We start from the raw sequence: 22,059 nt of genomic DNA, 5'->3' as shown, positions 1-22,059 counted from the left end.
AGGAATGAGCGACCACACTCAGCCGACCGATGCCCAGATCGAAGAAGCGAACAGCGAGACGAGGTACATCGCCTATTCCGTCTACGCTTCGGCCGGTGAGCTCGGTGACGCCGACCGCGGCGAACTCGCCGAGGAGCTGCTGACCGGACTCGAGCCGCTGAAGGAGCAGGGACTCGTCGTCCGCGGCATCTACGACGTCTCCGCCCTGCGCGCCGACGCCGATGTCATGTTCTGGTACCACGCGCCCACCATCGAACTCGTCCAGGCCGCCTACTCGGTGATCCGTCGCAGCCTGCTCGGCGGAGTCCTCGAACCGATCTGGTCGGTCGTGGGCATCCACCGTCCGGCCGAGTTCAACAAGGGCCACCTGCCGGCGCTGCTCGTCGACGAGGTCCCAGGCGACTACATCTGCGTCTACCCGTTCGTGAGGTCCTACGACTGGTACGTACTCGATCCCGCCGAACGGTCGAAGATGCTGCGCGACCACGGCATGGCCGCCGCCTCTTACAAGGACGTCAAGGCGAACACGATCGCGTCCTTCGCCCTCGGCGACTACGAGTGGCTGCTCGCCTTCGAAGCCCCCGAGCTGCACCGCATCGTCGACCTCATGCGCGATCTGCGCAATACCGAAGCTCGGCTGCACGTGCGCGAAGAGATCCCGTTCTACACGGGACCGCGTCGGGAACTCGTCGACATCATCTCCGACTGGCGGTGACCGCTCGCGGTCGGGAGTGGGCCCAGCCGACTTCCGACCGAACCGGGGGAGTCACCGACCTCGGCCGGAGATGACACGCTCAAGGGCCGCCGCAGATGCGGCGGCCCTTGCACGTTCGCAGCGGTCAACGGCTGCCGGGTCAGTCGGCGGTCTTCTTCACTACGTAGGAATGGCCGCTGGCGTCGGTGCGCATCTCCAGGCCCATGTCCTCGAGCTGCTTGTGGCGCAGGGTCTCATCCTCGAAATACCCACCGGGACGCGTGTTGTCGACCTGTGCGGGACCGACGATCTTGCGGAAGAAGTTGTTGAGCCAGCCGACTCCGCGCTGCGATGTGCGGTGACTGCGCGGGTGTCTGTCGGAATCGTCGGGAGAAGCCTGCGAGGCGGACGGCATAAGAGAATCCTATCGACGAGTCACCGCTGCGGCGGGCTGCTGAACAATTTCGACTGTGCATCCAGTGTACCCTAATCATTAGTGCACTAATTGAAGGCCGCGCGGACGGTCGAACGGACGGCCGAAGGAGAGACGATGCTCGAGTCCGATGACGCTCAGGGACGAATGGACAATCCCCTGGCATTGGAGAGCCAGATCTGCTTCGCTCTGGCCGTGGCTTCACGCGGAGTGATCGGCGCGTACCGGTCAGTGCTCGAACCGATCCACCTCACGCACCCGCAGTACCTCGTCATGCTTGCGCTGTGGCAGCACGAGAAGCTCACGATGCGTGAGATCGCCGGACTGCTGCGTCTCGAACCGGCCACCGTCTCGCCCCTGGTCAAGAGGCTCGAGGCGCTTGACTATGTGGCGAAGATGCGCAGCGAACATGACGAGCGGATCGTCGAGGTCACACTCACCCCCACAGGGCTGCGACTGCGGGAGACGGCACAGACCATTCCCGGAAAGATGATGGACAAGCTCGGCATGGACGTCGACGGAGTGCGTGATCTTCACGCGGTGATGCAGAAGATCATCGCCTCCGTCGACGCCGCCGAGGATGACGCCGGCTGAGTTCAGTCCGCGGGGCGTTCCATCGGAGTGTGTTCGATCCCGTCCTCAAGGAAGCGCGGACCGTTGAGGGCGAACCCGAAAGAACCGTAGAGACCCTCGAGATGCGACTGCGCATTCAGCGTCAGCGGCGACTTCGCCCAAGCATCGACGATGTCTGCCAGCAGTCTGCGGCTCCATCCCTGACCACGTGCCTCGGGGAGAGTGACAACCCGACTGATGCTGCGGGCTCCCGGCCGCGCGGCCGGCCCGTCGGGGACATCTGCCGGCAGCAGGCGAGCATAGGCCCATGGAGCCAGGTCACGTCCGAAGGCGGCACCGTGGGTGTCGGCCATCGTCGAAGCCGGCCTCGGGTAGAAGATGTGCAGCGTCTCGGGCAGAGTGTCCACTCCGTCGGGGTCGAGGAAGACGCACTCCTGCTCGACGACGAAGGCACGGGACCTCAGCTGCAGGATCCCGTAGAGCTCCTCGGCCTGCAGCTGGGCGAATGTCCTGATGACCGGCTCGACCGCCGCGGTGGTGACAGGCTCTGTCGCCGCGGCACGGACCGGTTCAGCCGCCTCGGCGATCTGTGACTCCGTTGCCGCCTCAGCCATGGGCATCGGCGTTGTTGAGCTTGAGCGAGATCGAGTTGATGCAGTAGCGCTGGTCGGTCGGGGTGTCATACCCCTCACCTTCGAAGACGTGTCCCATATGGGAATCGCAGTTCGCGCATCGGACCTCGATGCGCTCCATGCCCATAGTGGTGTCGCGGATGTAGCGGACCCGGTCCTCGGCCAGCGGTGCGTAGAACGACGGCCACCCGCAGTGGGAGGTGAACTTCGTGTCCGAGGGGAAGAGGTCGGCCCCGCAGGCGCGACACTGATACATTCCTGCCGCGGTCTCGTCGTTGTACTCGCCGGTGAAGGGGCGTTCGGTCGCACCCTGCCTGAGCACCGCGAATTCTTCCGGGGAGAGGACGTCCTGCCAGCGGACCTCCTCGGGCGCGGTTCCCGTATTGCTGTTCGGTGCCTGTGACATCATGACCTCCAGTGATCGTCGACGGCTGCTGTTCGCATGGGCGGAGAGGATCTTCGCCCCTGCTGGGGACAACAGCGTTTGGCTCCTGCTCATTCCTTAGGCAACAATGAAGTCAGGAGGTTTACATGACCCGCGAGACGAAGTTCCCCGCCCGCCTGCTGGTGGCTGCTGTCGGAGTCGGCGCCGGACTGGGCGCGCTGATCTCCGTGGCGTCCTCGGGACTGGCCGCCTACTTCGCCCGCAGGATCGTGGTTCCGGAGAATGCGCCGGAAGAACTCGACATCCTGCACATCGACGGTTTCCCTCCGAATATGCGCATCCATCTGCCCGCCGACGAAGAGACGACGGTGCCCGGCGCCTACGGCCTCTACTTCAACCAGGGCGCGGGCCACGCAGTGATCGGCGACATCGTCGAGTACGATCCGCGTTCTCGCACCGTCTCACGCGAGATCCTCTCCGTGACCCGCGGAGACATCCGCCGCGCGTGGCGCGGACGCTGGACCGGCATCGTCTACCCCGATCCGGTGGCCGCAGGTGTGAACTTCGACGACATCGAGATCCGCTCCGATGCGGGTCGTCTGCCCGCCTGGCTGCTGCCCACCGATCACCCGGAACCGCAGGAGACCTGGGCGATCCTCATCCACGGTCGCGCCAGCACTCGCGCCGAGGGTCTGCGTGCGGCCCCGGTGCTCAACACTCTCGGAGTGCCTGCCATCGCCATGTCCTACCGCAACGACGCCGAGGTGCGGGTGGAGACCACCTCCCGCTACGGCCTCGGCGACACCGAATGGATCGACGTCGACGCGGCCATCGACTGCGCCGTGGCACGCGGGGCGAAGAACGTCGTCCTCTTCGGCTGGTCGATGGGCGGGGCGATCGCTCTGCAGGCGGCTTCGCGCGGACGCAACCGGCGCTACGTCACGTCCCTCGTCCTCGACGGGCCCGTCGTCGACTGGGTGAACGTGCTCGACGGACAGGCGAAGAAGAACCTGCTGCCGACCCCGATCGCGAAACTCACTCTCGAGATGATCACTCAGCCGTGGGCACGCCCGATCACCGGACTGGAGACCCCGCTCGACCTCGACCGCATGGATTGGGTGACACGGGCGGCCGAACTCGACGTCCCCGTCCTGCTCATCCACTCCGACGATGACGAATTCGTGCCTTCGGGCCCCTCACACGCCCTGGCCTCGGTGCGCCGGGACCTGGTGACGATGCCGACCTACAGCAAGGCCCACCACACGAAGGAATGGAACATCGACCCGGTGCGCTGGGAAGACGATGTCGCGAACTTCCTCGAGGCGAAGATCCTGCCGAAGCCCTGATCGCAGAGAGCGGCCAGCCGAGGACCGGATCCTCAGCAGAGCGTGCGCTTCAGGGCCTGAGCGTGAGCGTGTCTTCGGCCGCCGCAGCGACCGCCTGCTTCGAGTACGGCCAGGGACGGTTGACGTTGGCCGCCCAGTCGTTCGTCTGATCGTCGTAATGCGGGTGGAAGGCGTGCCCCGAAGCACCCGTGAGGTTGATCCAATTCGACGCGTCGAAGTTCGACAGGTCGACGGTCTGACGCATCGACGGGACCCAGTTCGTCTCATAGCCGACCGAAGCATCCCACCCGGTGGCCTGGACGACGCCCGAACCGCCCGAGACCTCATAAGGTCCGCGGTTGAACAGCTTCTCGATCGGGACGATCCCCGATTCGCCGAGGCTGGCGTTGCGGATCGTCAGCCGGTGCAGGATTCCCCACCGCCAGGTCGCGGGTTCGGACCCGAGCAGATCCTCCGTCGTCGACCATGCGGATTTCATCGCCTTGCGCAGTGCTTCGTCCCGACCGTCGACGCCCTTGCCCGACCACCACTGCGAATCGGGATCCTCGAGGAGATTCGACATCACGAGGTACCAGCGTGAACCGCCGCTGGGGGAGACCCCCTTGGGCAGCTTGTCCGCGATGACCTGGTCGAGGAGAGTCGTGGAGAGCACATTGAAGTAGGCGGCTCCGGCACTGTTGGCGGCGTCCTTGCCACTCCACTCCTTGAGCATCTTCTGCGCCCGGGCGATGTCCTCATCACCATCGGCGTCGATCTTCAGCACCGCGGGCACGAGCTTCGAGGCGAACGGGTTGAGGTCGTCGCCCTGAATGGCGGACATATCGACCGGCCGCAGCTTCCTGCCCTCGTTGACCGCGTCCTTGATGCGCTTGGTGATGCGCCGTGCCCGGTCGCCGTAGTCGACGTCGCGGCCCAGCTCGACGGTCTCACCGGGGGCGGCAACCGGATTGTTCGCGGTCACGATCCAGCCGCGTTCGGGGTTGTACAGGCTCGGCAGGTCCTCGAAGTCGACCCATCCCTGCCAGTCCTCATCGGATTTCCATCCGCGGCGCGGCACGGTCCCATCTGCTGTGCCACGGCGGGGGATCATCCCCGGGGCCTGGTATCCGATATTGCCGGCGACGTCGGCGTAGATGAGATTCTGGGACGGAACATCGAACAGGGAGGCCGCGTGCCGGAACTCCTTCCAGTTCGTCGCCCTGTTGATCGCGAACACCGCCGAGGCGGTCGTGCCCGGGCGCAGAGCCGTCCAGTCGAGGGCGAGACCGTAGTGCTCATCGTCGGGACCGGACTTCGGGTTCGTCGCATCGGCACCCGTGGAAGCGTCGAGGGCACGACGATAGGAGCTGTCGAGTTTGGACACGAGCGGTCCGTTGCGGGTGGAGCGGATGGTGATCTCCCGCGGGTCTTCGTTCGCGATCTTCACCGTCTCCTTGCGCACGCGCACCGGCTCATCGCCGTCGTCGTGGACGACTCGTCCGTCACGGATCTTCTCCACCACGAGGTCGGTGACATCGGCGCCGAGGTTCGTCAGTCCCCAGGCGATCGACTGGTTGTGGCCGATGACGACGCCGGGGAGACCGGAGAAGGAGAAGCCGGAGACGTCGAAGGGACAGTCCTCAGTGACCTTCTTGCAGCGCAGACCGACCTGGTACCACACCGAGGGCATCGCCGGAGCCAGATGCGGGTCATTGGCCAGCAGCGGGGAACCGGACTTCGTATGCTCTCCGGAGATCACCCAGGAATTCGATCCGATGTCGTCGCTGTTCATGCCCAGCAGCTGCGGCAGCGAGGCGACCGTCGATCTCAGATCGAGGAGGTCGTCGGTCGAGGTCGGGACGTCGGGGACGGTGCCCCCGGCCTGCGCCTCCTCGTCGTCGGTACCTGCCTCGCCCGAACCGACTGATGGCTTTTCGGCGGTCGGGGGAGCCTCACCCCGCCGGGTTCCGTTCTTCGCGGCTTTGTGTCCGGCGACGCCGCCGAGAATCGTCGGACGGGTGGCATACGGGTAGTCGGGGAACAGATCCTCGACCTGCTGCTGATCGAGTGCGGACGTCAGTATGGTGCGGTCGATCTCGTCTTCGAGGTTCGACCGGAGGTCCCAGGCCATGGCCTTGAGCCAGGCGACGCTGTCGGCAGGAGTCCACTTCTCGATCGTGGTCGCTCCCGACTGCAGCCCGAGGACGGTGTACTCGAGGGACACCTGACTGGGGGACTTGTCCTTGAGGTAGGCGTTGACTCCGTCCGCGTAGGCCTCGTAGTAGGCCCGGGTCGTCGGATCGAGTCTCTTCACTTCCTCTTCGGCGACTTCCCGCCAGCCCAGGGTGCGAATGAATGTGTCGGTGCCCAACTGGGAACTGCCGAAGAGTTCGGACAGACGCCCCGAGGTGACATGGCGGCGGAAGTCCATCTCCCAGAAACGGTCCTGAGCGTGGACGAAGCCCTGAGCCGCGAACAGGTCGTGGGCGGTCTCGGCTTCGATGGTGGGAACACCCGATTCGTCACGCTGGACGGTGACCGCGGCGTCGAGCCCCGGCAGGGAGATCTCACCGTCGGTGGTGGGGAAGGACCGGCGGACGAGGAAGACACCGATGACGGTCAGCAGCAGCGCGAGGACGAGGATGCCGGCGAGCACACGCACCAGTACACGGGTGCTGACTGACAGATGCGAACCGCCGGATGGGCGGAACACCTTGAGCAATGCGCTCGATTCCTTCTCGTCCTGCGCATCGGGCGCCGCCATGAGTCTCCTTCGGCCGTCCAAGATCCTTCGGTTCACAGTATCAGTGTCGACCGTCCTGACCGGGGGTATCGACGTTTTCGACAGGAGTGTCGGTCGCGGGACGGTCAGCCGTGTGCCTCGGGCGTCTCGGTCTCAGGCGGTTTCGGTTTGTGGACGAAGGTGACGAGGACGACGGAGATCATCATGAGCAGGAACCAGGCGACGAGCTTCGTCAGCGGCACCAGATGCCACCCGTCGTCCTGGCTCGGATACAGCCAGGCCCCGGCCGCGGTGCCGATGTTCTCAGCCAACCAGATGAAGAAGGCGACGAGGACGAAGGCCAGGAGCACCGGCATCGACAGTGTCGTGCGGTGAACGCTGAAATGCATCCGACAGCGGAAGAAGACGACGACGGTGAGAACCACGAGGAGCAGGCGGAGGTCGATGATGAAGTGATGAGTGAAGAAGTTGAGGTAGATGGCGGCGGCGATGACTGCGGTGAGCCACCTCGGCGGGTAATGGGTGAAGCTTAAGTCGAACAGTCGATAGACGCGGACGAGATAGGACCCGACGGCGGCGTACATGAAGCCTGTGAACAGGGGGACGGCGCCGATGTGGAGGAACCCGCCGGGGGCGTAGTTCCACGAGCCGACCGCGGTTTTGAAGATCTCCATGCCCGTGCCGACGATGTGGAAGACGATGATGACGACGAGTTCGCGCCCGGTCTCCAGGCGTGCGGCGAGCATGCCGATCTGGATGATGACGGCGAGGATGACGAGGAAGTCGTTGCCGGCCAGTGCCGCGTCCTCGGGATAGAGCCAGGACGTGCCGATGATGGCGATGAGCATGAGTCCGCCGAACAGGCACGCCCACGCCTGTTTGATCCCGAAGGCGAGGAACTCCCGAATGCCGGCGGGTGCGCGAGGGAGGAGCCGGTCGGCGAAGGCGTCGAGGAAGGCTTCGAGGCGGGTGAGTTCGCTGCGTGCGGCCATGGGTCCTTCGGTGGGGAAGAGGATCGGGAAGGGATGCGGTCACGGGTGAGACGTCTACGGCAAGCCTATCGTGACGAGATCGGGACCGATCCGACCGGGAGGCGAGCCGATGGCCCCCGATGTCGGCTGCGACTTAGACTCGCATCATGCATATTCTCCTCTTCGGCGCCTCCGGTCACGTCGGCACGGGACTCGCGAAGCTGCTCAGCTCCGACCACCGCATCACCGGGATCGTGCGCCGGCCTCCCACCGCCGAGACGAGCTATCAGCCGCTGGTGGTGCCCCGGTGGGTGGACGACGCCGACAAGGTCATCAGCGAGCTCACCGACGCGAAGACACCACCGGTCGATGCCGTCGTCGCCGCGATCGGCGGGTGGTACATGGACACACCCGTACTCGACCGCGGCCTCGCGAAGTTCGACACCGACTACGATGCCTACCTGCGCGGACACTTCACCGCCTGCGCGATCTCCGAGCGACTGGCGGCAGACCGGGGTACCGGTCGCCTCACTCATCTCGCGTTCAACGGCGTCGCCAGCGTCGAGGCCCTGCCCGGCTCCGGAGGGATCAGCGTATTCGGGGCAGCGCAGAAGATGCTCATCGAGGTCGCCGCCGCCGAATCGACGACGGTGGACTTCCGAGAACTGCGGGTCATGGCACCCATCGGCGGCGACGACCGCAACGACCTCACCGGGGGAGTGGAGACCATCGGACTCGCCGAAGTGGCCGCGGCCGCGGCCGCGATCGTGGACGGTGCCGACCGCTTCGAGGTGAGCACGGAGATCGGCCCGGACCACGGTGGGGAGAACGGATGAGACTCGCCGCGGCAGACTGTGTTGTCTTGGGTCGGGCGCGACCGACATGTCTCGAGTCAGGCGCGGCGGTAGCGGAGGAAGACCTGATCGTCCTCGTCACGGACATCGATGAGCCGCAGATCGATCTGTGCCGGCAGACGGGAGAAATGACTGCCCTCGGTGTGGATGTACCGGGGGCTGATGCTCAGCAGCAGCTCAGCGCCCGGGTGGTGTTCGAGCAGGCGGAACGCGAGGTTCGGGCCTGACTCACAGACGATGAGCTCCTCACCGGCCGGAGTGTCCGCGCGCGTGGCCAAGGAGGCGACCACCTCGGCGATGGTGCCCGGGGTGAACTGCTGGGCACGGTAGTCCACACCGATCTCGGCCAACTGCCGGGCCAGAGGGGCCGGATCCGACTCCGTGAGCACGTGCACCGGCGTGTGCTCGAGGGCCTTGCCTGGGGCGTTGATGACCGGCAGCTGGGGATTGAGAGCGGTGCGTCGGTCGATGATGAGCGCCGAGGCGCGCCGACGCAGAGCGATGAAGTTCCGGAAATCCGTGTCGGTCGACACCCCGGTCGACCAGCCGTCCTGCGCGAACGAGCCGTTGATCGATTGGACGAGGGAGATGACGAGGCGAGGCACCGGCTGCTACTTCTTCAGCTCGGTCGCCGGGCCCATGGCGATGCGCGGGTGATCGGCGGGATCGATGGTGCGCAGGATCCACTTGAGATCGGCCTCATCGAGGGTCACACAGCCATTGGTGCCGGAATCATGATCGAGGTGGAGCCAGATTCCGCCGCCCTTGTCCCAGCCCATCGGACGGGTCTTGTCCGTGGGCGGAGTCCCCGGCTTGCGGTTGTAGTCGATGGCGATGATGTAGTCGAACACGGACTTATAGTCCGCACCATAGGCCACCGTCGCCGAGGAGGGCAGACGGATGTCTCGCGTGTACGGCAGCTTCGTGCCCGGGTCGGCTTTGAACCCGCCCGCGTCGCTGAGAGTGAACACGCCGATGGGACTCGTCTTGTCGCCCTCATGGCGGTCCTTCAGCCAGCCGTTGCTGCCGTTGTGCGTGGTGAACGTCTTGAGCTTCTTCCACTTCTTGCCCTCGAACTCATAGAAACTCAGTGTCGACGTCTCCGAGCGCGCATCGGCCGACGTGGCGACGAGGACCTGGGACGTCTCCTCGGGGATCTGGTCCGCATACTCCTGCGCGAGCCCCGGGAGGGGAACCTCATGGGCGGGACCGTTCGACTCGGTGCTGGCCGCAGCAGAATCCGTGGTCGACCCGGAGGCGTTCGAGGCGTGACTCGCGTCGCCACCGGTCGGGGAGACCTGCGCGGGGGCCGCGAAATCGCCGACCCTCGTCTGCTGTGCCGGGGCGGCCAGAGCCGTGGAATCGACGGTCGCATCGGACTCGCCGCCGCCATCGGAATCAGCGCCGCAAGCGGTGAGCAGCAGGGCGAAGGCGAGGATCGCAGACACGCCCGCGCGCCGGTGGACACCATTGGACATGAGGCCATCATCTCATGCCACATGAGAACTCCCGGGTAGTGACTATGCGAAAATGACCTCATGAGCATTCCACCCGTGCCGAACCATCCTCCGCGCCCCGGGCGCCGGAAACCGGCCGAGGAGTCTCCCGAGTCGATCACAACGCAGTTGTTCATCGGCCAGGACGAGTCCGCGGCCGCGGATGGCTCCACCCAAGCACTGACTCCGACCGAACTGCAGAGGCTGCGGTCGATGGTCGAATCCGACGGCACCGACGCCACCGAGGTCCTCAGCCTCGAAGAGCTGCGCCAGCTCGCCGCTGCCGACGGATACGAAACCGGTGGGCTTCCGGCCGCGCCGCGCAAAGCGAACTCCGAGGACATCGCCGCTGCCGAAGCCGCCTCGGCGCCGAAGCAGTGGAACCCGCTGCCGAGCTCCGATGCACCGTCAGGACCCGAATACGAGACCGAAGCTCACCCGCAGCAGGGTCAGTGGGGACAGGAATTCGGGGCGGCCGGACACGCGGGTGCGGCTGCGCAGCCGAATGCGGCGACGCCTCCCGGCGGACCGGCGCCGTCTTCGAGCGGACCGCAGCCTGCCCCGGCCGGATACGCTCCCGCCTATGCTGCCGCGCCGGCCGATGCCGCAGGAAGCGGCTACGGACCGGGCGGGCCCGGTGGCCAGGGCGGACCTGGGGGCCCGGGCGGATACGGCGGACCCGGTGGACCCGGTGGGCCCTACGGGCAGCGGCCCGAGACGAAGAAAGTCCCCGCCTGGCTGTGGGTGCTCGCTGCGATCGCCCTGGTCCTTGCCCTCGGCATCGTCGGCTACATCGCCTGGGACGCCACCCAGGGTTCGGAAGACACCTCGGCTGCTCCCACGGATCAGCCGTCGATCGGCCAGACCGACGAACCCGAACCCACCGACTCGGGCAGCTCCGAACCCCCGGTGGCCGAGGAATCCTTCACGTCCCCGTCGGGCAACATCGCCTGCACCATCGACTCCGAACGAGCGAGGTGCATGATCAAGGACTACGACTACTCGCCTCCGGCGAAACCCGATGACTGCCGACTCGACGACTGGGGCGCCATCGTCGTGGCGAACAATGAAGGGGCGGGATTCTCCTGTGTCGAAGCGCCCGAGTCCGAAGGCGCCGCACGCGTTCTCGGATACGGCGATTCGGTCTCGGCCGAGGGAATGACCTGTACCTCGACCGAAGAGGGCATGGAATGCAAGTCCGACGACTCCGGAGTCGGATTCAACGTTCGCCGCGCCTCGGTCGACTTCCTCAAGTGAGGGAATGCGGCCGGGTCGGGGCCGCCTCGGTGGTCTTAGCGAGCGGATCCGCGAACACGGCGACCGCCTCGGTGGTCTTAGGATGTGGACAAAGGTGTGACGGACGGCGAGGATCGGATTACGGTGGGCACGTGGCTCACAGGATCCTCCTCCTTCCTTGCCGCGACGAGTCCTGAACATACAGCACACTCGTCGCGGAGTCTTCCTATGCTGGTCAAGCGTTGAGAAACTGAGATAGAGGAATCATGAAACTGCAGAAGCCTTCTCCCATGCCGTTCGGCAAATACAAGTCCTTCCAGGACCGCATCGCCCTCGATATGCGCGATCGCACCTGGCCCGATCAGCTCATCCGCAAGGCCCCCCGCTGGCTGAGCACGGATCTGCGCGACGGCAATCAGGCCCTCATCGACCCGATGACCCCGGACCGCAAACGCAAGATGTTCGACCTCCTCGTCAAGCTCGGCTTCAAGGAGATCGAGGTCGGATTCCCCGCCGCCAGCCAGGTCGACTTCGACTTCGTCCGCGAGATCATCGAACAGGACGCGATCCCCGACGATGTCAGGATCTCCGTTCTCACACAGGCTCGTGAGGATCTCATCGAACGCACCGTCGAGTCCCTCGTCGGCGCGAAGATGCCCACCGTGCACCTCTACAACGCGACGGCTCCGGTCTTCCGCAAAGTCGTCTTCGGCTTCGACGGCGACGGCTTCGATCAGACCCGTGACATCGCGCTCCAGGGCACGCAGGCGGTGATGAAGCATGCGGAGTCGCTGCTCGGCGATGCGGACTTCGGCTACCAGTACTCGCCGGAGATCTTCGTCGACACCGAACCCGAATTCGCTCTCGACATCGTCGGCTCCGTGCTCGACGTGTGGCAGCCGGCCGCCGGGCGCGAAACCGTCGTCAACCTGCCCGCCACCGTCGAACGCGGCACCCCGAACACCTACGCCGACCAGATCGAATGGTTCTGCCGCAACATTCCCTACCGCGACGATGTCGCCGTCTCACTGCACCCGCACAACGACCGGGGCACCGGTGTCGCAGCCGCAGAACTGGGCATGATGGCCGGCGCCGACCGCATCGAAGGCTGCCTGTTCGGCAACGGTGAGCGCACCGGCAACCTCGACCTCGTGACCGTCGCGCTCAACCTCTACACCCAGGGCGTGGATCCGGAACTCGACTTCTCCGACATCGACGAGGTCATCCACACCGTCACCGAATGCAACCAGATCGGTGTCCACGAACGCCACCCCTACGGCGGCGACCTCGTGTTCACCTCGTTCTCCGGTTCGCACCAGGATGCGATCAACAAGGCCTTCGCCGATCGGGAGAAGAAGGCGAACGCCCAGGGCACACCCGTCGACCTCATGGAATGGGACATGCCCTACCTGCCGGTCGACCCGAAGGACCTGGGCCGTTCCTACGAGGCGATCATCCGCGTGAACTCGCAGTCCGGCAAGGGCGGCGTGACCTACCTGCTCAAGAGCGAGTACGGTCTTGACCTGCCGCGTCGGATGCAGGTCGAATTCTCCCGCGCCGTGCAGATGCACACCGAGGGCGGGGGCGAGGTCAACGCCGAGGAGATCCGCAAGATCTTCAACTATGAGTACCTGCCCTCCGACGATGAAGACAAGGCTTGGGGCCGCTTCCAGATCGTGGGCCTGCGCACGGACTCGGGCACCGTCGGCGAATCCGGCCCGTCCGAACGCGTCGAGGTCGACCTCATCGTCGACGGTCAGGAACGCACCTACGAAGGTCACGGCAAAGGCCCGATCGATGCGCTCGTGAAGATCCTCGTCGAGAACTTCGACGTCGACATCAGACTCCAGGACTACACCGAGCACGCCATCGGCTCCGGTGCCGACGCCATGGCCGCCGCCTACGTCGAACTCGCCGTCGAGGACCGTGTCGTCTGGGGTGCAGGGCTCCACCCGAACATCACGAAGGCCTCGCTCAAAGCCGTCGTCTCGGCGGTCAATCGCGCCGCTCGGGACCGTCAGGCCTGAAGCGGGTGGGCCCCGGACCCGAGACTGAGTCTCCGCGGCTGCGGGACTGAGCCTCCGGCGGCCTTCCGGGCCCATCTCACAGCGGTCGCAGAGCGCGGCGGGGAGGAATCCCCGCCGCGCTCTGCGATAATGGGCGGGTGCACAACTATCGTGATGAAGGCATCGTGCTCCAAGGGCACAAGCTCGGCGAAGCCGACCGCATCGTCACCGTGCTCACCCGCAGCCACGGCCTCGTGCGCGCCGTCGCCAAGGGGGTGCGTCGGACGAAATCGCGGTTCGGCTCACGACTCGAACCCTTTATGCTCATCGACGTCCAATGCCATGTCGGGCGCAGCCTCGACATCGTCACTCAGGTCGAACTCATCGAACCCTTCGCACGGGGAATCGCCACGGACTATGATGTCTATTCGGCCGCCTCGGTGATGGCCGAAACCGCCCGCAGCATCACCGAGGTCGAACCTCAATCGCGCACCCATTTCCTCCTCCTCGTCTCCGCGATCCGCTCCCTGTGCAATCGCGAACACCCGCCGCGGCTGTCATTGGACGCCTACCTGCTGCGCGCGATGTCTGTGGCCGGATGGGCACCCAGCCTGCTCGACTGCGCACAATGCGGTCGGCCCGGACCGCACCGGGCGTTCTCCGCGTCCCTCGGCGGTGCCGTGTGCACGCACTGCCGACCGTCCGGGGCGGCGCTGCCCGACACCGATGCGCTCGAGCACATGGCCGCGCTGCTCTCCGGTGACTGGGAACGGGCCGAGGCCTCCGACCTGCACGATCAGATCGACGGGTCGAAGCTCGTCTCCGACTGGGTGTCCTGGCACCTCGAGCGCAATATCCGATCACTGAGAGTTCTGGAGAGCACATGAGCTATCCCGCACCACCGGCCCACCCCAGCGGAGCGCGTCCTCCGCGCATCGATGCGAAGTTCGTGCCTGGGCACGTGGCCATCGTCATGGACGGCAACGGTCGGTGGGCGAATCAGCGGGGGCTGCCGCGCACGGAAGGGCACAGGGCCGGCGAGGCTTCGCTGCTCGACGTCGTCCACGGAGCCATCGAGGTCGGTGTGGAGTATCTGTCCGCGTATGCGTTCTCGACGGAGAACTGGAAGCGCTCACCCGACGAGGTGCGTTTCCTCATGGGCTTCAATCGTGACGTGATCCGTCGCCGTCGCGACGAACTCAACGCCCTCGGTGTGCGGATCGTGTGGTCGGGACGGCGCGGTCGGCTGTGGCGATCGGTCATCGACGAACTCGAGTCCGCCGCCGAGATGACCAAGCACAACACGGGCCTGGTGCTGCAGTTCTGCGTGAACTACGGTGGCCGGTCGGAGATCGTCGACGCGGTCAATGCGATCACCGCCGAGGTGGCTGCCGGCAAACTCAAACCGGGGAAGGTCTCGGAGAAGACCATCCGGTCGCGGCTCTACGCGCCCGGAGTGCCCGATGTCGACCTGTTCATGCGCTCCTCGGGGGAGCAGCGGACCTCGAACTTCCTGCTCTGGCAGTCCGCCTACGCCGAGATGGTCTTCCAAGACGTGCTGTGGCCCGATGTCGACCGGCGCACGCTGTGGGCCGCGATCGAAGAGTACGCGCGCCGTGACCGCCGTTTCGGCGGAGCAGTCGACACTCCAACTGCCTAGGCAGCTGTCTGCGGGTGCCCGCTGGCATTCGTGAAACGTCGACGGCCCCGCAGCACACTGCTGCGGGGCCGTCGATGCACTCAGTGCGACAGGGGCGTCAGACCGGGGTCAGAAACGGTCGCGGGAGCGATCGGAGCTGCGAGTTCCGAATTTCTTCCCGCCTCGGCGATCGTTGCGGAAGTTGCGGCCGTCGCCGGGCTGCTTGTCGAAGTTGCGCTTCTTGAACGGACGCGCCGGGCGGCCCGAATCCGGACGGATGTCGATGGGGCGGCCCTGGATCTCGGTGTGGGAGAGTTTGCGCAGCACGGACGGGTCGAGGTCCTTGGGCAGGTCGACGAGAGTGTGGTTCGACCGGATGTCGATGTGGCCGATCTGCTTCGAGGTGATTCCGCCCTCGTTCGCGATCGCACCGACGACAGCACCGGGCTGGAGTCGCTCATTGCGTCCCACGGCCAGACGGTAGGTCGTCATGTTCTCATCACGGGCACGGCCGCCGCGGGCCGGACGGCCTCCGTCACGGCCGCCGTCCCGGTCCCGGCCGGGCTTGCCGCGCACCGGCTCTGGCATCGGTTCGGCCTTGAGGGTGTTCGACTCGAGCACGAGCGAGGCCAGGGCCGCGGCGATGTTCGTCGCCGGGACATCACGGGAGAGCTCGTACTGCTCGATGACGGCAGTCAGCTCGCTCAGTTCGGTCGTGGCGAGCACATCATCGATGCGCTTGGTGAACTTCTCCACCCGGGTGTTCGTCAGCTCTTCGACGCTGGGCAGAACCAGCGGTTCGACCCTCTGCTTGGTCGCCCGTTCTATGGATCCGAGCAGACGCTGCTCGCGCGGAGTGACGAAGAGGATCGCCTCGCCCGAACGTCCGGCGCGGCCGGTGCGGCCGATGCGGTGGACATAGGACTCGGTGTCATGCGGGATGTCGTAGTTGACGACGAGGGTGATGCGCTCGACGTCGAGGCCGCGTGCGGCGACGTCGGTGGCCACGAGGACGTCGACCTTGCCCGAGCGCAGCATCTCCACGGTCCGCTCACGAGCCTGCTGGGGGATGTCGCCGTTGATCGCCGAGGCCTTGAACCCGCGGGCGCGCAGCTTCTCGGCCAGTTCCTCGGTCGCCTGCTTGGTGCGCACGAACATGATGATGCCCTCGTACTCCTCGACCTCGAGGATGCGGGTCAGGGCGTCGAGCTTGTGCGAATGCTGGACCATGAAGTAACGCTGGCGGATGTTCGCGCCGGTCTGCGACTTCGAAGCGATCCGGACTTCCTGCGGATCGTTGAGGTACTTGCCGGTGATCCGGTGGATCGACGTCGGCATGGTCGCGGAGAACAGTGCCACCTGGCGGTTGTCACCGACCTGGCTGAAGATCTCCTCGATGTCCTCGGCGAAGCCCATCTTGAGCATCTCGTCGGCCTCATCGAGGATGAGGTGCTCAAGGCTGCCGAGTTTGAGCGAACCGCGCTTGAGGTGGTCGATGACGCGGCCTGGGGTGCCGACGACGATCTGCGCTCCGCGGCGGAGTCCCGCCAGCTGCGGGCCGTAGGCCTGGCCGCCGTAGATCGGCAGCACGGAGAAGTCGGCCAGCTCGGTGGCATAGGAGGTGAACGCCTCGGCGACCTGGATCGCCAGCTCACGGGTCGGGGTGAGAACGAGAGCGAATGGGCCATCGGCGGCGCGCCCCGCCTCGGCGAGGTCGGACAGGGCCGGCAGCGCGAACGCGGCGGTCTTACCGGTGCCGGTCTGGGCCAGACCGATGACGTCACGGCCGGACAGCAGGGCCGGGATGGTCTCGGCCTGGATCGGGGTCGGGGTCTCATAGCCCTGCGCCTCGACGGCTTTGAGCACGAGGGGATGGAGTCCGAGTTCGGAGAACTTCGGGGTGGTTTCGTCGGTTGTGGACACATCGGTCATGAGTTGTCTCTCTCACGTCGGCACACACTTGATCGCAGATGACTGTAGTGGCGATCTACCCTGCGGCCGCTTATGCAATCATCGTGAGCAATCCGGGCCGAAACCGTAATAGATCCAAGGACTCGCTTGGACAGACGCGCAAGACGTCCGTACGGAGAAAGGTTTGGGTGTACTCAAAGTCTACATGCTGCACCCTCGCCGAGGCGGCACGGAAGGGGCCGAACCGATGTGAGATCAGTCGCCTCCCGGACTCAACTCCCCGTGGAGAGCCGACGTTGAGGAGGGGCGCCGTCGACCGGTTAGGGTAGTACCTGCGAGCCACGGCAGCCGGCCGTCGGCGAACTGAATCAAGGAGAGAAAATCGTGGCACAGTCCAAGTTGGATGCCGTCATCGCCCTGGCCAAACGCAGAGGATTCGTCTTCCAGGCAGGAGAGATCTACGGCGGTTCCCGCTCGGCATGGGACTACGGTCCGTTGGGCGTCGAGCTCAAGGACAACATCAAGTCCCAGTGGTGGCAGACCTTCGTGCGCGGTCGCGAGGACGTCGTCGGCCTCGACTCCTCGATCATCCTGCCCAAGCGCGTCTGGGAGGCGTCCGGCCACGTCGAGACCTTCGTCGACCCGCTCGTCGAATGCCTCAACTGCCACAAGCGCCACCGTGAGGACCACCTGCTCGAGGCGTTCGAAGCGAAGCACAAGAAGGCCCCGGAGAACGGCATGGCCGAGATCGTCTGCCCCGACTGCGGCACCCGCGGGCAGTGGACCGAACCACAGGAGTTCTCCGGACTCGTCAAGACCTACCTCGGCCCCGTCGACTCCGAAGCCGGCCTGCATTACCTGCGTCCGGAGACGGCGCAGGGTATCTTCGTGAACTTCAACAACGTGCTCACCGCCGCCCGGAAGAAGCCGCCGTTCGGCATCGGCCAGATCGGCAAGGCCTTCCGCAACGAGATCACCCCCGGCAACTTCATCTTCCGCACCCGTGAGTTCGAGCAGATGGAGATCGAATACTTCGTCCACCCGAACGAAGCCGACGACTATTACAAGCAGTGGGTCGAAGACTGCTGGAACTGGTTCCTCGACCTCGGCATCTCCGCGGACAACGTCCGCCGCCTCGATGTGCCCGAGGACGACCGGGCCCACTACTCATCGGGCACCATCGACGTCGAATACCGCTTCGGCTTCCAAGGTTCGGAATGGGGCGAGCTCATGGGAGTGGCCAACCGCACCGACTACGATCTCGGCACCCACACCGAGCTGTCCGGAACGAAGCTGCAGTACTTCGACCAGGCCAGCGGCGACCGCTACACCCCGTATGTCATCGAACCCTCCTTCGGCCTGACGCGGTCGATGATGGCGTTCCTCGTCGAGGCCTACACCGAGGACGAGGCGCCGAACACGAAGGGCGGCGTGGACAAGCGAATCGTGCTCAAGCTCGACCCGCGGCTGGCTCCGGTCAAGGCCGCGGTGCTGCCGCTGAGCCGCAACGAGAAGCTTTCGCCGCAGGCGAAGGAGCTCGCCGCCCGACTGCGCCGTCGGTGGAACATCGACTTCGACGATGCCGGTGCCATCGGACGCCGCTACCGGCGCCAGGACGAGATCGGCACGCCGCTGTGCATCACCGTCGACTTCGACACCCTCGATGACCAGGCGGTCACGATCCGCAAGCGCGACGATATGAGCCAGGAGCGCGTGAGCATCGATCAGGTCGAGAAGTACCTGGCCGACCACCTCGCCGGAGCCTGATCTGTCTGCGGAGGGCCCGGGCGGCGGAGAAAGCTCTGCCGCCCGGGCCCTTCCCATCTGGGCTCCCCTCACCACCGGTCTCATCACTGCCTCGCCTCAAGCTTCGCCACCCAACGAAGGTCCGCCATGCATATGACTGTCCAGTCCGAGCCGAAGGCCTCGCCGCGCGTTCGCCGGATCATGATCGCCTGCCTCATCCCGCTCGTGGTCGCCACGATCGTCGGAATCGTGCTGCTGTGGCCCGGGAACCCGGACACGGATCTGCCCGGAGGCGGGCCGACGACGAACTCCGCCGAAGGCACCTCCCACACCGAGGCGACTGTCACGGCCGTCGACGCCACCGCTTGCGAGGCGGGGGAGACGGACCCGATGGTCCGCGCCGACTGCACGACCTACACCGTCGAAGCCGACGGCCGCGAAGGCAGCCTCTACGTCACTCCCGATGCCGTCAAAGCCGGCGTCGACGTCGGTGACACGCTCAAGGTCCTCGACTTCACCGACTCACCGGACCGGGCCGAACTGGGTGCCGACTACGTCTTCATCGACTTCGACCGGAACGTGCCGATGCTGGCACTGGCGATCATCTATGCGATCGTCGTCCTCCTCGTCGCCGGTATCCGGGGCTTGAGGGCGTTGCTGGGACTCGGCTTCGCCGGTGCCGTGCTGTTCGTCTTCATGCTTCCGGCGATGCTCGACGGCAGACCTCCGCTGCTGGTGGCCCTGGTCGCAGCGAGTGCGATCATGGTCGTCGCGCTCTATCTCGCCCACGGCATCTCCGCCCGGACGTCGACGGCGCTGTTCGGCACGGTGCTCGGCATCATCATCACCGGCCTCCTCGGCGCGTGGATGACGTCGTGGGCGAATCTGGGCATCGCCTATTCGGAAGACGGGTACCTCCTCGTCGATACGACGGACCTGGCGATGACCGACATCATCGTCTGCGCGATCCTCATCACCGGTCTCGGGGTGCTCAACGATGTCACGATCACTCAGGCATCGGCGGTGTGGGAGCTGGCAACGGCGGCTCCGACCATGAAGCCGGCGCAGCTCTTCGCGCGGGCGATGCGCATCGGGCGCGACCACATCGCCTCGACGGTCTACACGATCACCTTCGCGTATGTCGGGTCGGCGCTGATGACGCTCATCATCGTCTCCGCCCATGACCAGTCGCTGTTCGACACGTTCACCCTCGGGGACATGTCCGTGGAAGTGGTGAGCATCCTCGTGTGTTCGATCGGACTGGTCGTCGCGATCCCGCTGACGACCGGACTCGGCGTCCTCGTCGTCCGTTCCGGCCTGCGTCCGCCGCGGCGCTCCGAACCGGCGGAGGAGGCGGTCGCACCCGGAACGTCGGTCAGCGGACTCGATTCGCAGGCCCCGATGACTCGCCGTGAGGCCCGTCTGCGCGACCGCGGCCGCTGAGCAGTCCCCTTCCTCCACCCTCCAGAACTACCCGACGGCGGCCCAGCAACCTCGCGCGAGGTTGCTGGGCCGCCGTCGGGTAGCAATTAGGGGGTCAGAGTTTGGTCCAGGCTTCGGTGAGGACGCCGCGGATGATCTGCTCCATCTCGTCGAACTCGCTCTGGCCCACCGTCAGCGGGGGCGAGAGCTGGATGACCGGGTCTCCACGGTCATCGGCACGGCAGTACAGACCGCTGTCGTACATCTTCGCGGACACGAAGTCCTTGAGGATCCGCTCGGACTCCTCTTCGGTGAACGACTCCTTGGTGTCCTTGTCCTTGACGAGTTCGATCCCGTAGAAGAATCCCTCACCGCGGACATCGCCGACGATCGGCAGGTCCTTGAGCTTCTCGAGCGTGAACTTGAACGCGGCGGCGTTCTCATGCACATGATCGTTGAGCTTCTCGGTCTCGAAGACGTCGAAGTTCGCCATGGCCGCGGCACAGGAGACGGGGTGTCCACCGAAGGTGTAGCCGTGGTAGAAGGTCTCATCCCCACCCGGGCCGAAGGGCTCGAAGAGACGATCGGAGGCGATCATCGCACCCAGCGGCGCGTAGCCGGAGGTGATGCCCTTGGCGGAGGTGATGATGTCGGGGACGTAGCCGAAGTCGTTGCAGGCGAACATGTCGCCGACGCGACCGTAGGCGCAGATCGTCTCGTCCGAGACCAGCAGCACATCGTACTCGTCGCAGATCTCACGGACCCGCTCGAAGTATCCGGGAGGCGGCGGGAAGCAGCCACCGGAGTTCTGCACAGGTTCGAGGAAGACGGCGGCAACGGAGTCGGCGCCTTCGAACTCGATGGCTTCGCCGATGCGGTCGGCGGCCCAACGGCCGAAGGCCTTCTCGTCATGGGCGAGGTGCTCGGGAGCCCGGTAGAAGTTCGTGTTCGGCACCTTGTGGGCGCCGGGCACCAGCGGAGCGAACTGCTCGCGCAGGCCCGGCAGCGAGGTCACCGACAGCGCACCGTGCGGTGTGCCGTGGTAGGCCGTGGCACGCGAGATGATCTTGTGCTTGCCCGGCTTGCCAACGAGCTTGAAGTAGTTCTTCGCCAGCTTCATCGCCGACTCGACCGAATCTCCACCGCCGGAGGTGAGGAAGACGCGGTTGAGATCGCCCGGCGCGTAGTTGGCCAGACGTTCCGAGACCTCGATGGCCTGCGGGTGGGTGTAGGACCACAGCGGCATGAACGGCAGCTTGAGCGTCTGGTCGTACATCGCCTTCGCGATCTCCTCGCGACCGTGGCCCACCTGGACGGTGAACAGGCCGGCGAGACCGTCGAGGTACTTCTTCCCCTTGTCGTCGAAGATGTGGTGGCCTTCGCCGCGTACGATGACCGGCGCTTCACCACCGTTGAACAGTGCCTGGTGTGGTGACATATGCATCCACACGTTGTTGCGGATGGCCTCCTGATAAGGAGTGCCAGCCCTGGTGACATTCTCTGTCATCGTGTCCCCCAATTGTATTTCTGCTTCTCCAGTGAGAGGTACATGAAGAGCTCCGTATCCACGACGGCATCGATCGAGCGGAGCTCTTCGTTGACGAATTCGATCAGATGCCGATCCGACTCACACACGATCTCGACGAGGAGGTCGAACGACCCCGCAGTCACGACGAGATAGTCGATCTCGTCGTAGTCGTGGAGCCGATCGGCGACCGCAGTGATGTCTCCGCGGATCTTCAGCCCCACCATCGCCTGCCGGGCGAAACCGAGACTCAGCGGGTCGGTCACGGCGACGATCTCCATGACTCCGGAGTCGATGAGCCTTGAGACCCGCTGACGCACAGCGGCCTCGGACAATCCCACGGATTTGCCGATGGCCGAATACGATTTCCTTCCGTCGTGCTGCAGTTCGACGATGATCGCCTTAGATTTCTCGTCGAGATTTCCCAGTCGGGAACCGCTGCCGTTCGGCAGGAACTGGTCCATTCTT

At 65.4% G+C, this 22,059-nt stretch carries 20 protein-coding genes; 10 read left to right on the top strand and 10 right to left on the bottom strand.

The window, feature by feature from the left end; translation table 11 throughout:
- The first annotated feature begins 4 nt into the window (after positions 1–4).
- On the top strand, positions 5–715 hold the full coding sequence (hemQ, locus tag EB836_RS13420) for a hydrogen peroxide-dependent heme synthase (RefSeq protein WP_135541226.1): 711 nt from the start codon (positions 5–7) through the stop codon (positions 713–715).
- A gap of 139 nt (positions 716–854) precedes the next feature.
- Here the strand turns inward: hemQ and EB836_RS13415 are convergent, their stop codons facing one another.
- Complete coding sequence (locus EB836_RS13415; RefSeq protein WP_135541224.1) at positions 855–1,109, bottom strand: hypothetical protein; 255 nt, start codon at positions 1,107–1,109, stop codon at positions 855–857.
- 135 nt (positions 1,110–1,244) lie between these two features.
- Here EB836_RS13415 and EB836_RS13410 point away from each other — a divergent pair, with 135 nt between their 5' ends.
- Positions 1,245–1,721 (top strand): MarR family transcriptional regulator, encoded by a 477-nt coding sequence (locus EB836_RS13410; protein WP_240689973.1) that lies wholly within the window; start codon positions 1,245–1,247, stop codon positions 1,719–1,721.
- 2 nt (positions 1,722–1,723) lie between these two features.
- Here EB836_RS13410 and EB836_RS13405 read toward each other — a convergent pair whose 3' ends face one another.
- Both EB836_RS13405 and msrB read right to left on the bottom strand, forming a co-directional pair.
- A complete protein-coding gene (locus EB836_RS13405) occupies positions 1,724–2,314 on the bottom strand; it encodes a GNAT family N-acetyltransferase (RefSeq protein ID WP_135541223.1) in 591 nt (196 codons plus the stop codon).
- A complete protein-coding gene (gene msrB / locus EB836_RS13400) occupies positions 2,307–2,738 on the bottom strand; it encodes a peptide-methionine (R)-S-oxide reductase MsrB (protein WP_135541345.1) in 432 nt (143 codons plus the stop codon). Before msrB ends, EB836_RS13405 begins: the two co-directional genes overlap by 8 nt.
- Positions 2,739–2,863: 125 nt before the next feature.
- On the opposite strand from msrB, the gene EB836_RS13395 reads away from it, so the two are divergent.
- The gene (locus EB836_RS13395) at positions 2,864–4,063 is read left to right on the top strand and encodes an alpha/beta fold hydrolase (RefSeq protein WP_135541221.1); all 1,200 of its coding nucleotides are present in this window, start codon (positions 2,864–2,866) and stop codon (positions 4,061–4,063) included.
- 49 nt (positions 4,064–4,112) lie between these two features.
- Here EB836_RS13395 and EB836_RS13390 read toward each other — a convergent pair whose 3' ends face one another.
- On the bottom strand, positions 4,113–6,806 hold the full coding sequence (locus EB836_RS13390; RefSeq protein WP_135541219.1) for a penicillin acylase family protein: 2,694 nt from the start codon (positions 6,804–6,806) through the stop codon (positions 4,113–4,115).
- 104 nt (positions 6,807–6,910) lie between these two features.
- The gene (locus EB836_RS13385) at positions 6,911–7,777 is read right to left on the bottom strand and encodes a DUF817 domain-containing protein (protein WP_135541217.1); all 867 of its coding nucleotides are present in this window, start codon (positions 7,775–7,777) and stop codon (positions 6,911–6,913) included.
- A gap of 146 nt (positions 7,778–7,923) precedes the next feature.
- On the opposite strand from EB836_RS13385, the gene EB836_RS13380 reads away from it, so the two are divergent.
- On the top strand, positions 7,924–8,592 hold the full coding sequence (locus EB836_RS13380) for an NAD(P)-dependent oxidoreductase (RefSeq protein ID WP_135541215.1): 669 nt from the start codon (positions 7,924–7,926) through the stop codon (positions 8,590–8,592).
- A 56-nt stretch (positions 8,593–8,648) separates the two neighbouring features.
- On the opposite strand, the gene EB836_RS13375 is transcribed toward EB836_RS13380, so the two are convergent.
- Positions 8,649–9,215 (bottom strand): hypothetical protein, encoded by a 567-nt coding sequence (locus EB836_RS13375; RefSeq protein ID WP_135541213.1) that lies wholly within the window; start codon positions 9,213–9,215, stop codon positions 8,649–8,651.
- Positions 9,216–9,221: 6 nt separating this feature from the next.
- Positions 9,222–10,088: a L,D-transpeptidase family protein gene (locus EB836_RS13370; RefSeq protein WP_135541211.1), complete on the bottom strand. Its 867-nt coding sequence runs from the start codon at positions 10,086–10,088 to the stop codon at positions 9,222–9,224.
- Positions 10,089–10,148: 60 nt separating this feature from the next.
- On the opposite strand from EB836_RS13370, the gene EB836_RS13365 reads away from it, so the two are divergent.
- The 4 genes from EB836_RS13365 to EB836_RS13350 all read left to right on the top strand — a co-directional run bounded on the left by EB836_RS13365 (position 10,149) and on the right by EB836_RS13350 (position 15,008).
- Positions 10,149–11,363, top strand: coding sequence for a DUF6636 domain-containing protein (locus EB836_RS13365; RefSeq protein WP_135541209.1), 1,215 nt, complete (start codon positions 10,149–10,151; stop codon positions 11,361–11,363).
- A 245-nt stretch (positions 11,364–11,608) separates the two neighbouring features.
- Positions 11,609–13,369: a 2-isopropylmalate synthase gene (gene leuA, locus EB836_RS13360; RefSeq protein WP_135541207.1), complete on the top strand. Its 1,761-nt coding sequence runs from the start codon at positions 11,609–11,611 to the stop codon at positions 13,367–13,369.
- A 137-nt stretch (positions 13,370–13,506) separates the two neighbouring features.
- The gene (recO, locus tag EB836_RS13355; protein ID WP_135541205.1) at positions 13,507–14,235 is read left to right on the top strand and encodes a DNA repair protein RecO; all 729 of its coding nucleotides are present in this window, start codon (positions 13,507–13,509) and stop codon (positions 14,233–14,235) included.
- The gene (locus EB836_RS13350) at positions 14,232–15,008 is read left to right on the top strand and encodes an isoprenyl transferase (RefSeq protein ID WP_135541203.1); all 777 of its coding nucleotides are present in this window, start codon (positions 14,232–14,234) and stop codon (positions 15,006–15,008) included. The genes recO and EB836_RS13350 overlap by 4 nt, the downstream gene beginning before the upstream one ends.
- Before the next feature lie 108 nt (positions 15,009–15,116).
- Here the strand turns inward: EB836_RS13350 and EB836_RS13345 are convergent, their stop codons facing one another.
- On the bottom strand, positions 15,117–16,919 hold the full coding sequence (locus tag EB836_RS13345; protein WP_135541201.1) for a DEAD/DEAH box helicase: 1,803 nt from the start codon (positions 16,917–16,919) through the stop codon (positions 15,117–15,119).
- A 360-nt stretch (positions 16,920–17,279) separates the two neighbouring features.
- Between EB836_RS13345 and EB836_RS13340 the strand changes: the two genes are divergently transcribed.
- A complete protein-coding gene (locus EB836_RS13340) occupies positions 17,280–18,665 on the top strand; it encodes a glycine--tRNA ligase (RefSeq protein WP_135541199.1) in 1,386 nt (461 codons plus the stop codon).
- Positions 18,666–18,797: 132 nt separating this feature from the next.
- On the top strand, positions 18,798–20,087 hold the full coding sequence (locus EB836_RS13335; protein WP_167854456.1) for a YibE/F family protein: 1,290 nt from the start codon (positions 18,798–18,800) through the stop codon (positions 20,085–20,087).
- 94 nt (positions 20,088–20,181) lie between these two features.
- On the opposite strand, the gene EB836_RS13330 is transcribed toward EB836_RS13335, so the two are convergent.
- Positions 20,182–21,573: an aspartate aminotransferase family protein gene (locus EB836_RS13330; protein ID WP_135541196.1), complete on the bottom strand. Its 1,392-nt coding sequence runs from the start codon at positions 21,571–21,573 to the stop codon at positions 20,182–20,184.
- A complete protein-coding gene (locus EB836_RS13325; RefSeq protein ID WP_135541194.1) occupies positions 21,570–22,055 on the bottom strand; it encodes an Lrp/AsnC family transcriptional regulator in 486 nt (161 codons plus the stop codon). The genes EB836_RS13330 and EB836_RS13325 overlap by 4 nt, the downstream gene beginning before the upstream one ends.
- Positions 22,056–22,059: the final 4 nt, after the last annotated feature.

The sequence above is a fragment of the Brevibacterium sp. S111 genome (assembly GCF_004745075.1).
GTDB lineage: Bacteria > Actinomycetota > Actinomycetes > Actinomycetales > Brevibacteriaceae > Brevibacterium.
The sequence above is the reverse complement of the archived record's forward strand: the minus strand, read 5'-3'. Positions and strand labels throughout refer to the sequence as shown.